11 protein-coding genes are annotated in these 12,722 nt (G+C 62.7%); 5 read left to right on the top strand and 6 right to left on the bottom strand.

Annotated features, from left to right (window positions below; all coding sequences use genetic code 11):
• Positions 1 to 8 precede the first annotated feature (8 nt).
• Complete coding sequence (locus tag RHIZ70P_RS13555; RefSeq protein WP_115670824.1) at positions 9 to 380, bottom strand: response regulator; 372 nt, start codon at positions 378 to 380, stop codon at positions 9 to 11.
• A 134-nt stretch (positions 381 to 514) separates the two neighbouring features.
• On the opposite strand from RHIZ70P_RS13555, the gene RHIZ70P_RS13550 reads away from it, so the two are divergent.
• On the top strand, positions 515 to 808 hold the full coding sequence (locus tag RHIZ70P_RS13550) for a DUF3572 domain-containing protein (RefSeq protein WP_115670823.1): 294 nt from the start codon (positions 515 to 517) through the stop codon (positions 806 to 808).
• Positions 809 to 1,456 carry a hypothetical protein gene (locus RHIZ70P_RS13545; RefSeq protein WP_115670822.1) on the top strand — a complete coding sequence of 216 codons (648 nt, stop codon included), beginning with the start codon at positions 809 to 811 and terminating at the stop codon, positions 1,454 to 1,456.
• Here RHIZ70P_RS13545 and RHIZ70P_RS13540 read toward each other — a convergent pair.
• Positions 1,451 to 2,038: a GNAT family N-acetyltransferase gene (locus RHIZ70P_RS13540; RefSeq protein ID WP_115670821.1), complete on the bottom strand. Its 588-nt coding sequence runs from the start codon at positions 2,036 to 2,038 to the stop codon at positions 1,451 to 1,453. The genes RHIZ70P_RS13545 and RHIZ70P_RS13540 overlap by 6 nt on opposite strands.
• A gap of 68 nt (positions 2,039 to 2,106) precedes the next feature.
• Here RHIZ70P_RS13540 and RHIZ70P_RS13535 point away from each other — a divergent pair, with 68 nt between their 5' ends.
• Positions 2,107 to 3,405: a DNA polymerase IV gene (locus RHIZ70P_RS13535; protein ID WP_115670820.1), complete on the top strand. Its 1,299-nt coding sequence runs from the start codon at positions 2,107 to 2,109 to the stop codon at positions 3,403 to 3,405.
• Positions 3,406 to 3,572: 167 nt separating this feature from the next.
• Complete coding sequence (locus RHIZ70P_RS13530; RefSeq protein ID WP_115670819.1) at positions 3,573 to 4,820, top strand: L,D-transpeptidase family protein; 1,248 nt, start codon at positions 3,573 to 3,575, stop codon at positions 4,818 to 4,820.
• Between the two features lie 11 nt (positions 4,821 to 4,831).
• Here the strand turns inward: RHIZ70P_RS13530 and dnaE are convergent, their stop codons facing one another.
• Positions 4,832 to 8,323: a DNA polymerase III subunit alpha gene (dnaE, locus tag RHIZ70P_RS13525; protein ID WP_115670891.1), complete on the bottom strand. Its 3,492-nt coding sequence runs from the start codon at positions 8,321 to 8,323 to the stop codon at positions 4,832 to 4,834.
• A gap of 368 nt (positions 8,324 to 8,691) precedes the next feature.
• On the opposite strand from dnaE, the gene RHIZ70P_RS13520 reads away from it, so the two are divergent.
• Entirely contained in the window at positions 8,692 to 9,276 is a 585-nt protein-coding gene (locus tag RHIZ70P_RS13520; RefSeq protein ID WP_235842225.1) for a hypothetical protein, read from the top strand.
• Between the two features lie 21 nt (positions 9,277 to 9,297).
• On the opposite strand, the gene RHIZ70P_RS13515 is transcribed toward RHIZ70P_RS13520, so the two are convergent.
• Genes RHIZ70P_RS13515 through proS form a run of 3 tightly spaced genes read right to left on the bottom strand, consistent with a single transcriptional unit; the run spans position 9,298 to position 12,652 of the window.
• The gene (locus RHIZ70P_RS13515) at positions 9,298 to 9,987 is read right to left on the bottom strand and encodes an ABC transporter ATP-binding protein (RefSeq protein WP_115670817.1); all 690 of its coding nucleotides are present in this window, start codon (positions 9,985 to 9,987) and stop codon (positions 9,298 to 9,300) included.
• A gap of 12 nt (positions 9,988 to 9,999) precedes the next feature.
• Entirely contained in the window at positions 10,000 to 11,310 is a 1,311-nt protein-coding gene (locus RHIZ70P_RS13510; protein ID WP_115670816.1) for a lipoprotein-releasing ABC transporter permease subunit, read from the bottom strand.
• A gap of 19 nt (positions 11,311 to 11,329) precedes the next feature.
• The gene (proS, locus tag RHIZ70P_RS13505) at positions 11,330 to 12,652 is read right to left on the bottom strand and encodes a proline--tRNA ligase (protein WP_115670815.1); all 1,323 of its coding nucleotides are present in this window, start codon (positions 12,650 to 12,652) and stop codon (positions 11,330 to 11,332) included.
• Positions 12,653 to 12,722 lie beyond the last annotated feature (70 nt).

Here is a 12,722-nt window from a genome sequence, read left to right as displayed (position 1 = left end):
CCGTTCCCTCACGCGTCGCCCAGATAGGTCTTGATCGTCTCGATGAACTTGGGCACCGAAATCGGTTTCGACACATAGGCCTCGCAACCGCCCTGGCGGATGCGCTCCTCGTCGCCCTTCATCGCAAAGGCCGTGACGGCGATCACGGGGATCACGTGCAGTTCCGGATCTTCCTTCAGCCATCGCGTCACATCGAGGCCCGAGACCTCCGGCAACTGGATATCCATCAGAATAAGGTCGGGACGGTGCTGGCGGGCCAGATCGAGCGCCTCCAGGCCATTGCGGGTCTGGATCGTCTCATAGCCCGAAGCTTCGATAAGATCGCGGAAGAGCTTCATGTTGAGCTCATTGTCTTCGACAATCATTACCTTCTTCGGCATAAACCCCGTCCCTTGATCCCGCCTGGCGTCCGCTCAATCTTCACGGCGCGGCAGTCTGCACTTCTGGTGCAATCCCATGCTAAGGTCATTTGGTTGAGAAATAGGTAACTCTGTCGGAGAAGACAAAAAGGCCCATGAAGAACAGCAGCATATCCGCCCATGCCGAGGAAACCGCCATTGCCGTGCTCGGCTGGCTGGCCGGAGAACCAGACATGCTCGGGCGTTTTCTGGCGCTCTCGGGCACGCGCCCCGACCAGTTGCGCCAATCGGTTGGCGACCCTGCCTTCATGGCCGGCATGCTCGATTTCCTGATGGCGCACGAGCCGTCCCTCCTGGCCTTTTGCGCCGCGACCGGCACCGAGCCGGAGGCGGTGGTCAGGGCATCGCATCACTATACCGGTCCGACGCTCGATTCGGGAGAATGCTGAATGGTGATCGGGCTCGATGCGGTCCGATTGACGGAGAGACCGCTGGTCGTCTGCGACGTCGATGACGTCGTTCTCGAATTCGTCACACCGTTCCAGGCATTCCTCGAAAGCCGAGGCCATCGGCTCCTGCCGCGTTCGTTCCGGCTGCATGGCAACATCGTTTCGCAAGCGACAGAGACCGCCCTGCCCGATCGCGAGGTCAGCGATCTCATCGAGGCCTTCTTCGATGCCCAAGAGGCCTGGCAATCCCCGTTTTCCACAACGGCTGCGGCGATCGAGGCCATCGCCCGCGATGCCGACATCGTGTTCCTGACCGCCATGCCGCCGCGCTTTGCTGACCGACGCCGGCGCCTGCTCGACTCGATCGGTCTCAGCCAGCCGCTGGTGGCGACCAAAGAGCCCAAGGGTCCAGTTGTCGAAACCCTGCATGGCGGGCGCCCGTTGCCGGTCGCCTTCATCGACGACATGGCGCACAATCTGGCTTCGGTTGGAACACATGTCGCCGACTGCCTGCTCTTGCATATGATCCCGGTCTCCGAGATCCATCGCCATGCGCCGCTGGCCGAACCGCCTGTCCTGCGCGTTGCCGACTGGCCCGAGGCAACGCAGCACATCCGCCGGCATTGCAGCGCCGGCAGGGCTTCATAAGAGCGCCAGCCGCATCAGCGGCCTGCCCTCCTTGCGCAAGGCCACTTCCTCGAAACCGGCAGCGCGAAAAATCCGCGTCGGCCCGACATAGAGACCAACGGATTTCGACTGCTTGGTACGATCGATCGGACAGGCCTCGATGCGGCTTGCACCGTTTTGTCTGGCGAAATCGACGGCTGCGGCCAGCAAGGCGTGGCTGAGGCCGGCGCCACGGCCGGACGAGACAACGAAAAAGCAACTGATCGCCCAGACACCCGGATCGGCCGCATCGGCTTCGTCCACCGGGCGGGACACGGTGCGCGATGAATTCCAGTTGGGGACATCGCTTCGCGGCCCCACCTGTACCCAGCCGATCGGTTGGCCGTCGCGATAGCCGATCAGGCCCGGCGGCGGCCCCGACAGCACGCGCGCCCGCATGTGCTGCTTCTTCTCAGCACCGCCGAGCAGCTTGCGCTGCGCCGGCATAAGGCGGAAATGGGTGCACCAGCAGCCATAGCCGGCGCCCTGCGGCCCCATCACCGTTTCGAAATCGGGCCAGAGGTCAGGGGACAAAGGCTTTGTTGTGAACGCGGTCTCATTCATCGAATCTTGCCTCTTGAGTGCGATGAGGCTAGCGCGTATGGTTGCCATGTTCAACCTTTGTTCTCATCATGACCGCGCCCACCGATCATCTTCCGGGCTTCTGTCGCGACTGCCTGACCGGTCAGGCGGAGGGCGCAAGGCGTTGCCGTGCTTGCGGCAGCCCCCGCCTCGTCTACCATCCGGAACTCTACCGGCTGACGCTCGCCCATATCGATTGCGACGCCTTCTATGCCTCGGTGGAGAAGCGCGACAATCTCGACCTCGTCGACAAGCCGGTGATCATCGGCGGGGGAAAGCGCGGCGTCGTGTCGACCGCCTGCTACATCGCCCGCATTCACGGGGTGCGCTCGGCCATGCCGATGTTCAAGGCGCTGGAGGCCTGTCCGCACGCCGTGGTGATCCGGCCGGACATGGAGAAATACGCGCGAGTCGGGCGCCAGGTCCGGGCCATGATGGAGGAACTGACACCGCTGGTTCAGCCGCTGTCGATCGACGAGGCCTTTCTCGAGCTCAGGGGGACCGAGCGGCTGCATCACGACCCGCCGGCGCGGGTGCTGGCGCGCTTTGCCCGCCGGGTGGAGACGGAGATCGGCATCACGGTCTCGGTCGGGCTTTCCTATTGCAAGTTCCTGGCCAAGGTTGCATCCGACCTGCAGAAGCCGCGCGGCTTCTCGGTGATTGGCGAGGCCGAGGCGCTGTCCTTCCTCGCCCCCCGCCCGGTCACGACAATCTGGGGCGTCGGAAAGGCCTTCGCCGCGACGCTGGAGCGCGATGGGATCCGCACGGTCGGCCAATTGCAGACGATGGAAGAAGGTGACCTGATGTGCCGCTACGGCACGATGGGGCAGCGGCTGTTCCGTTTGTCGCGCGGCATCGACGACCGCGACGTCCATCTCAATGACCCCGCCAAGAGTGTTTCGGCCGAGACCACCTTCTTCGACGACATCTGGCATTTCGAGGATCTGGTGACGCACTTGCGGGCGCTGTCGGAGAAGGTCGCGTGGCGATTGAAGAAGAGCGGCATCGCCGGACAGACCGTCGTCCTGAAACTCAAGACTGCGGACTTCAAGGGACGGACGCGCAATCGCCGTCTCGACGATCCGACGCAACTGGCCGACCGGATCTTCCGCACCGGACTGGCACTGCTGGAAAAGGAAGCCGATGGCACGCGCTTCCGCCTGATCGGCATCGGCGTGACGGACCTGCAGGGGGAAGCGCTTGCCGATCCGCCGGATCTCGTCGACGAACAGGGGCGGCGGCGCGCCGCCGCCGAGGCGGCCATGGATAAACTGCGCGAAAAATTCGGCAAGGCAAGCGTACAGACCGGCTATACCTTTCCGGCCAAGGACAGGGCGAAAGAACGATAAATTATACTTGAGGTTTCAAGCCGATTTAACAAAGGGTGAAGGAGGCGAGCAAAATATCAAGTTCACCTGACGTACACGAGTTCGTGAACATCGATTTCTCTTCAAACTTTCCTTAATTTTGGAATTATAGTCTGTGGAAATTCGTATTGCGTAGGGGGTCTCGTATCATGCTCAAGTCACTGGCTGCCTCACTCGGCCTCCTGTCCGCGACCATTCTCGCCCAACCGGCTCTCGCGGGCGGTGGCGAAGCGCTGCAGATCTTCGTGTCGAAGGCCGAGCAGACGCTCACCGTTTATGACGGCGATCGGGTGATCGCGACCTCCAGGGTATCGACCGGCAAGGCCGGCCATACCACGCCTTCCGGCATTTTCTCGATCCTGGAAAAGCGCAAGTACCACGAATCCAATCTCTATTCGAACGCGCCGATGCCGTGGATGCAGCGCATCACTTGGTCCGGCGTGGCCCTGCACGAATCAAGCAGCGTGCCCAGCTATCCAGCCTCGCACGGCTGCATCCGCCTGCCGCGTGCCTTCGCCAAGGACCTGTTTGCGATGACCGAGCGCGGCGCGCATGTCATTATCACCGACCAGCCGGTCACGCCCGTCTGGCTCGAGCATGCGGCACTGTTCTCACCGCGCATTCCCGCACAGGAAGGCCAGTTGCTCTCCGACGCAGAATTGCGGCCCACGACGATCGACGCCTCGCTGAAGCCGGTCGAGGTGGCGATGGCCGATGTGCTGCCAAAAGCCGGGGCGACGGCCAAGGTGGTGCTCAAGGACGAGCCGCCGCTTCGCATCCTCATCACCCGGCGCGGCCAGCGCGAAACACTGCTCGACGCGCAGGCGCTGTTGGGCGAACTCGGCTTCGACGCCGGCGTTCCCGACGGACATATCGGCAAGCTGACCGTCTCGGCCGTCAACGGCTTCAAGCGCTGGAAAGGTCTCGACACCCGCGGCGAACTGGTCACGGCCGAATTCCTCGACGCGCTTTACCAGAGCGCCGGCAAGGGCCCGCCGCCGCTCGGACAGATCATGGTGCGGCAGAAGTTCAAGCCGATGTTCGAAGCGCCGGTCACGATCGCCGATCCGCATGTCGCACTCGGCACGCACCTCATCGAGGCCGTCGACGTCGACCGCTATGGCGGCAAGGCCGCCTGGCGCGCGGTGACGCTCGACAATCACATCTCGAAGACGATGGCCAAGCGGCTCGGCATCACAGAACCGTCCGGCGACGCCACCATCGACAATGCCGCGGCCGCGCTGGACCGGACCACCATCCCCGACGACATCCGCCACCGGATCGAGACACTGATGAGCGAAGGGACCTCGCTGACCATCTCCGATACCGGCATCGGACCTGAAACCGGTCCCGGCACGGACTTCATCACCATCACCCACCGCGCGCCCAAGGCCTGAGCGCCGGCGGCTCAGACCAGTTCGACGTCGATCACACCCGGCGCGGAGCGCATGGCTGCGGCGATCTCGGGCGAAATCCGGTATCTCTCGGTGAGTTCCACCTCGATCTCCCGCTGGCCGTCATCCTTGATGACGATGAAGGAGACAAGGCCGTCGCCGCGGGTGTTGAGATGGGCGGCGACCGTCTTCAGCGGGCCGGAATCGCGCACATAGACCCGCAGCGCCTTCTGCATCTGGACCGATTTCTCTTCCAGCGACTGGGCCGTCTGGATTCGCAGCCCGATGCCTTCCGGCCGTTCCTCGGCGGCCACCGTGATGACCAGCGACTTGCCCGATTCGAGCAGGTCGCGGTATTGGTTCAACCCTTCCGAGAACAGCACCGCTTCATATTGTCCCGACGCATCGGAGAAGGTGACGATGCCCATCTTGTTGCCGGTTCGGGTCTTGCGTTCCTGGCGCGCGATCACGGTGCCAGCCAGCCTGCCGGCGGTCGCGCCCTGGCGAACGGACTGGGAAAAATCGGCGAAATTCTGGACACGCAGCTTGTCGAGCAGCGACCGATAGGAATCGAGCGGGTGCGCCGTCAGGTAGAAGCCGAGCACCTGGAATTCGCGCATCAGCTTTTCCGACGGCAGCCAGGCCGCATAGGCGGGGAAGGAGATGCGCTCCGGTCCGCTCGCGGCGCCTGAGCCGAACATGTCGGACTGGCCGCTTACCGCGTTTTCCTGGGCACGCTGGGCATAGCCGAGGATACGGTCCAGGCCGCCCACCAGCTCGGCGCGATCGCGGCCGAAGCAATCGAAGGCACCGGCGCAGATCAGGCTTTCAAAGACCCGGCGATTGACCTGCTTCGGATCGATCCGCAGGCAGAAATCCTCGATCGATTCGAAAGGCTTGTCGCCGCGTACGGCAACGATGTGCTCGACCGCCGAATCGCCGACGCCCTTCAATGCGGCGAGCGCATAGAAGATCCGGTTCGGACCCGCCTGGAACTGGCGGAACGAGGTCTGCACCGAGGGCGGCACGATCTCGATGCCGAGCCGGCCGGCATCCTGGCGGAAGTCGTTGAGCTTTTCCGTGTTCGCCATGTCGAGCGTCATCGAGGCGGCGAGGAACTCGGTCGGATAATGCGCCTTCATATAGGCGGTCTGGTAGGAGACGATGGCGTAGGCTGCGGCGTGCGACTTGTTGAAGCCGTAGTTGGCGAACTTGGCCAGCAGTTCGAAGATGTTTTCCGCCTGCGGCTTGGACACGCCGTTCTTCATCGCGCCATCGACGAAGCGGGCGCTCTGCTGGTCCATCTCCGCCTTGATCTTCTTACCCATGGCACGACGCAGAAGGTCGGCCTCGCCGAGCGAATAGCCCGACAGAACTTGGGCGATCTGCATGACCTGTTCCTGGTAGACGATAACGCCTTGCGTCTCCTTCAGCAGGTAGTCGATCTGCGGGTGGATGGAGGCAATCTCCTCCTCGCCGTGCTTTCGCGCATTGTAGACTGGGATGTTCTCCATCGGACCCGGTCGATAGAGCGCGACGAGCGCGATGATGTCCTCGATGCAGTCGGGCCGCATGCCGATCAGCGCCTTGCGCATGCCGGCACTTTCAACCTGGAACACGCCGACCGTTTCGCCGCGCGACAGCATTTCATAGGTCAGCTTGTCGTCGAGCGGGATGGCCGCCAGATCGACCTTGATGCCGCGCTGCTCGAAGACGAAATCGACCGCCGTCTTCAACACGGTCAGGGTCTTCAGGCCGAGGAAGTCGAACTTGACGAGGCCGGCCTGCTCGACCCACTTCATGTTGAACTGGGTGACCGGCATGTCGGAACGCGGATCGCGATACATCGGCACGAGCTTGGACAGCGGCCGGTCGCCGATCACGATGCCGGCGGCATGGGTCGAGGCGTGGCGGTAAAGCCCCTCGATCTTCTGGGCGATGTCGAGCAGCCGCGCCACCACGGGCTCTTCCTCGGCCGCCTCGCGCAGCTTCGGCTCCTCCTCGATCGCCTTCGACAGCGGGGTCGGATTGGCGGGATTGTTCGGCACCAGCTTGCAGATCTTGTCGACCTGGCCATAGGACATTTCCAGCACGCGGCCGACGTCGCGCAAAGCCGCGCGGGCCTGGAGCGAACCGAAGGTGATGATTTGCGCCACCTGCTCGCGGCCATACTTCTGCTGCACGTAGCGGATCACCTCTTCGCGGCGATCCTGGCAGAAGTCGATGTCGAAGTCGGGCATCGACACGCGTTCAGGATTGAGGAAGCGCTCGAACAGCAGCGAGAATCGCAAGGGGTCGACGTCGGTGATGGTCAGCGCATAGGCGACCAGCGAGCCAGCGCCGGAACCGCGGCCCGGACCGACCGGAATGTCGTGCTGCTTTGCCCATTTGATGAAGTCGGCAACGATCAGGAAGTAGCCCGGGAACTTCATGCGCTCGATGACGCCGAGTTCGAACTCCAGCCGTTCGCGATAGTCCTTCTCCTCATAGCCCGGCGCCATGCCAAGGGCCGCCAGCCGTCCGTCCAGCCCCTCCTCCGCCTGACGGCGCAATTCCAGCGCCTCGGCGCGTTCGGCCTCCTGCGGATCGTCGGTGCCGCCGGTAAAGCGCGGCAGGATCGGCTTGCGGGTATCGAGCACGAAGGCACAGCGGCGGGCAATCTCGACCGTATTGGCCAGCGCCTCCGGCAGATCGGCAAACAGCGCCTGCATTTCCTTGCGGCTCTTCAGATAGTGATCCGGCGTCAGGCGGAAACGGCTGTCGTCCGAGACGATCGCATTGTGGGCGACCGCCATCAGGGCATCGTGGGCCTCATAGTCGTCACGCGACGGGAAGAAGGCTTCGTTGGTGGCCACCAGCGGCAGGTCGTGCTCATAGGCCAATTGCACCATGCGTCGCTCATGGCCGCGATCATAGTCGCCATGACGCTGCACCTCGACATAGAGACGATCGCCGAACAGACGTTTCAGTTCGCCCAACCGCGCCTCGGCCTGGGCTCGGTGGCCCTCCTTGAGGGCCAAATCGACCGGCCCCTTCGACGCCCCGGTCAGCGCCACCAATCCGTCGGTTCCCAGCTCTTCCAGCCAGGACATGGCAATGTGGACCGCCTGGGCCGAATCCCCGCCGAGATAGGCGCGGCTTACCAGATCGACCAAGCGCTCGTAGCCGGCGGCATCAGCCGCCAGAAGCACGATCGCCGGATAGGCGCTCACACCGGACTGGCCGGCGCGCTTTTCGCTGCCGCCATCCCCCATGTCGATCGACAACTGGCAGCCGATGATCGGCTGGAGACCGTCGCCGAGCGCCTTTTGCGAGAATTCGAGCGCGACGAACAGGTTGTTGGTGTCGGTAATGGCGATTGCCGGCTGATCGTCGGCAACCGCCTTGCCGAGGATCTTCTTGAGCGGCAGCGCCCCTTCGAGCAGCGAATAAGCCGAATGCACACGCAGATGGACAAAGCCCGGCCCTGCGCCAAGCGGCTCTGCTCCATTCCCGCCCGCAACCATGTCAGCCATCGAACTCAATCCTCGTCACGCACCTGAATCAGGCGTGATTTTCCGCCGTGCGGGAGGGGAAGTCCAGAACAGATTGGACCGAGATCGGGATCTCTACAGATATGCGAGGATCAAAGGGTATCAGCGGGGAAACATCAAAGCGCCAGCATGATCACCGAGAGGCTGGCGACGAACATGGAAATCGAGGCGAATGCGGCAACGTCACGAAGAATTTCGGTCATGGCTCTCTCCTTACTCGTTATGTGCCTTTTATGTTCGCTTTATGTTCTCGTGTCAATACCAAATTAGGTCGGCCCTTCGCGTGACTTTGCGCCGGAGATCCGACAGACTGTCGCATACAGGCTTCTGGGGGATGGGCAGTGATCAGGCAGTTCTTTTTGTGGGTTTCGGTGGGGTTGCTGCCGGCCACGGGTGTTCTTGCCCAGTCGTTTCCAGCCGAGCGGATTATCTCCGGAGCGTCCGGCGACTGGAACAAGGACGGAGCGACGGATCTGGCCCTGCTCGTTGCCCCCGGCAGCGAAGACGAGGTCATCGGAATTTATCTCTATGTCACGGAGAGCGATCGCGGCCTGCTGAAGCTGGTGACATCCGCACCGGACAAAGTCTGGGGCAATTCCAGACTGGACGGCTTCTATGGCCAGGATCCGGCGATCACGGCACTCGCAAACGGCTCCATCGCGGTGATGTCGCAAAACTCCGCCATCGGCCGCAACCGCTGGGAGAGAACCCTGACACTTGCATATCGCGAGGACCGGTTCATCGTCGCCGGCTACACCTACAGCTATCATGACACGCTTGATCTCGATGACAGCGGCTCCTGCGACTACAATGTCGTGACCGGCAAGCTCAAACGAGACGAAACCGCGCAAAGCGTTGCCCCCAGGACCGTATCGATCGAGGATTGGACGGACGAGATCGGCAGCAAGGCTTGCGGGCTCCTCTAGACGGTCCCGCCCCCACACCGACTATGCGAGGAAATCGACGACCTTTCCGTCGATCAGCGTCACGCAGCGATCCATCCGACGCGCCAGTTCGTGATTGTGGGTGGCGATCAGGGCAGCGAGGCCGGACTGGCGCACCAAGGCTTCCAGCGCGGAAAACACATAGGAAGCCGTCTCCGGATCGAGGTTTCCAGTCGGTTCGTCGGCGAGCAGGACCAGCGGCGCATTGGCAACGGCGCGGGCGATGGCGACGCGCTGTTGCTCGCCGCCCGACAATTCCGCCGGACGGTGCTCGCCGCGATGGCCGATCCGCATGTAGTCGAGCAATTGCGAGGCGCGCTCGCGGGCTTCGTCGCGCGAAAGACCGGCGATCAGCTGCGGCATCATGATGTTCTCCAATGCGGAGAACTCCGGCAGCAGGTGATGGAACTGGTAGACAAAACCGACCGAGTGGCGCCGCATCGCAGTGCGACGCTCGTCCGAGAGATCGTGGCAGGCCACACCGCCGAGCGTCACTTCGCCCGCATCGGGATGCTCGAGCAATCCGGCCACGTGCAGGAGCGTAGACTTGCCCGTACCCGAGGGAGCGACCAGGGCGACGGTCTCCCCGCTCCTCAGACTGAAGTCGGCGCCCTTGAGGATGCTGAGTGTGGTTTCGCCCTGCCCGTAATGGCGGTCGATGCCCGAGAGCGAAAGAACGGTATCGGAAGGCATGAAGCGGTATCCTTATTCGTAGCGCAGGGCCTGGACCGGATCGAGGCGCGAGGCGCGCCAGGCCGGGAAGATCGTCGCCAGGAAGGACAGGCTGAGTGCCATGACGACGACGGACACCGTCTCACCGACATTCATGTCGGCGGGAAGCTTGCTGAGGAAATAGAGCTCCGGGTCGAACAGAACGGTGCCCGAGACCCAGGAGAAGAAACCACGGATCGATTCGATGTTGAGACAGACGACCACACCGAGCACGACGCCGGCAAAGGTGCCGGTCGCACCGATCGCCGCCCCGGTCATGAAGAAGATCCGCATGATGGCATTGGCGCTCGCCCCCATGGTGCGCAGGATGGCGATGTCGCTCGACTTGTCCTTCACCAGCATGATCAGGCCGGAGATGATGTTGAGCGCCGCGACCAGCACGATCAGGGTGAGGATCATGAACATCACGTTGCGCTCCACCTGCAGGGCGGAGAAGAAGGTCTGGTTGCGCTGACGCCAGTCGGTGATGAAAATCTGCCGGCCGGCGGCCTCCTCGATCTTCGGCCGCATCTCGTCGATTGCGTCCGGGTCCGAGACGAACAGCTCGATCGACTGAACCAGGCCTTCGGCGTTGAAATAGAGTTGCGACTCCTCAAGCGGCATGTAGATGATCGAGGCGTCGTATTCCGACATGCCAATCTCGAACACACCCGAGACCGGATAAGCCTTGACGCGAGGATTGACCCCGAGCGGCGTCACGTCTCCCTCCGGCGAGACCAGCGTGATCGTGTCGCCGGCCGTAATTCCGAGATCGGCGGCCATGCGCGAACCAACCAGGACGCCCTGCCCCGCGGCAAAGCCGACCAGGTCACCAGCGCGGATATTGGAGGAAACGGTGGTGAGCTTGGTCATGTCTTCCGAGCGGATGCCGCGCACCAGAGCGCCGGTTCCGGCCCCGGCGCGGCCGGAGGCCAGCGTCTGCCCCTCGACCAGCGGCAGCGCCATGGTCACACCCGGAACGGCGGAAAACTTCGTCGCCAGTTCCGCGTAATTCTCCAGCGGCCCGTCGACCGGCTGGACGATCATGTGACCGTTGATGCCGAGGATGCGGGAAATCAGTTCGGTGCGAAACCCGTTCATCACCGCCATGACGATGATCAGCGTCGCCACGCCGAGCATGATGCCGACGAAGGAGAAGCCGGCGATCACCGAGATGAAGGCCTCCTTGCGCCGGGCGCGCAGATAGCGCCAGGCCACCATGCGCTCGAAACCGGAGAAAGGCCGGGCGGCCTTCTCCCTGTCCGGAGCGGCGGCGGTCTCGTTGGCGGAGGCTGCACTCGTCATTTCGTCTCCTCGCTCGGTCTTACCCGACCAGCTTGTTGATGGCGGCCTCGATCGTCATCGTCTCGCGGGCGCCGGTCTTGCGGTCCTTGATCTCGATCTCGCCATTGGCGACCGAGCGGGGCCCGGCAATCAGCTGCACCGGAACGCCGATCAGGTCGGCGGTCGCGAACTTGGTACCGGCGCGATCGTCGGTATCGTCGTAAAGCACGTCCTTGCCGGCCTTGGAAAGCGCCGCGTAGAGCCGCTCACAGGCGGCATCGCAGGCCTCGTCACCGACCTTCATGTTGATCACGACGCAATCGAACGGCGCGACCGAATCCGGCCAGATGATGCCGTTCTCGTCATGCGAAGCTTCGATGATGGCGGGAACAAGGCGGGTCGGGCCAATGCCGTAGGATCCCATGTGGACAAGGTGCTCCTTGCCGTCCGGCCCTTGCACCTTGGCGCCCATCGGCTCGGAATATTTCGTGCCGAAATAGAAGATATGGCCCACCTCGATGCCGCGGGCCGAGAGGCGATCGGCTTCGGGGATAGCATTGAAGGCGGCCTCGTCGTGCATTTCCGAAGTCGCCGCATAGACCGAGGTCCACTTGTCGAAGATCGCCTGCAGACCGGCGACATCGTCGAAATCCGTATCTTCGGCCGGGATGTCGAAATCGACGAAGCTCTTGTGGCTGAAGACTTCCGACTCGCCGGTTTCGGCGAGAATGATGAATTCATGGCTGTGATTGCCGCCGATCGGGCCGGTATCGGCGCGCATCGGGATCGCCCGCAAGCCGAGGCGGGAGAACGTCCGCAGATAGGCAGCGAACATCTTGTTGTAGGAGTGGATCGCGTCGTCCTGGGTCAGGTCGAAGGAATAGGCATCCTTCATCAGGAACTCACGCGAACGCATCGTGCCGAAGCGCGGCCGGATCTCGTCGCGGAACTTCAACTGGATGTGGTAGAGGTTCAGCGGCAGGCTCTTGTACGACTTGACATAGGACCGGAAGATATCGGTGACCATTTCCTCGTTGGTCGGACCGTAAAGCATCGGACGCTCCTGGCGGTCCTTGATGCGCAGCATCTCCTTGCCGTAGTCCTCGTAGCGACCGCTTTCCTGCCAGAGTTCTGCCGACTGCAAGGTCGGCATCAGAAGTTCGATGGCACCGGCGCGGTTCTGCTCTTCGCGAATAATGCCGTTGACCTTGTCGAGCACGCGCTTGCCGAGCGGCAGCCAGGAATAGATCCCCTGGCTCTGCTGGCGGATCATGCCGGCGCGCAGCATCAGGCGGTGGGAGACGATCTCCGCTTCCTTTGGGTTTTCCTTGAGGATCGGCAGGAAATAGCGCGAAAGACGCATAACAGGTTCCAACAGTTTAGGATTCCACAAGAAGCGGAATCAGCCATGACGACGGTGTTTCTCGAAGCGT

It is taken from the genome of Paenirhizobium selenitireducens ATCC BAA-1503 (assembly GCF_900492185.1).
GTDB classification, from domain to species: domain Bacteria; phylum Pseudomonadota; class Alphaproteobacteria; order Rhizobiales; family Rhizobiaceae; genus Allorhizobium; species Allorhizobium selenitireducens_A.
Note: the sequence above shows the minus strand (reverse complement) of the source record. Positions and strands in the feature narration are given on the sequence as shown.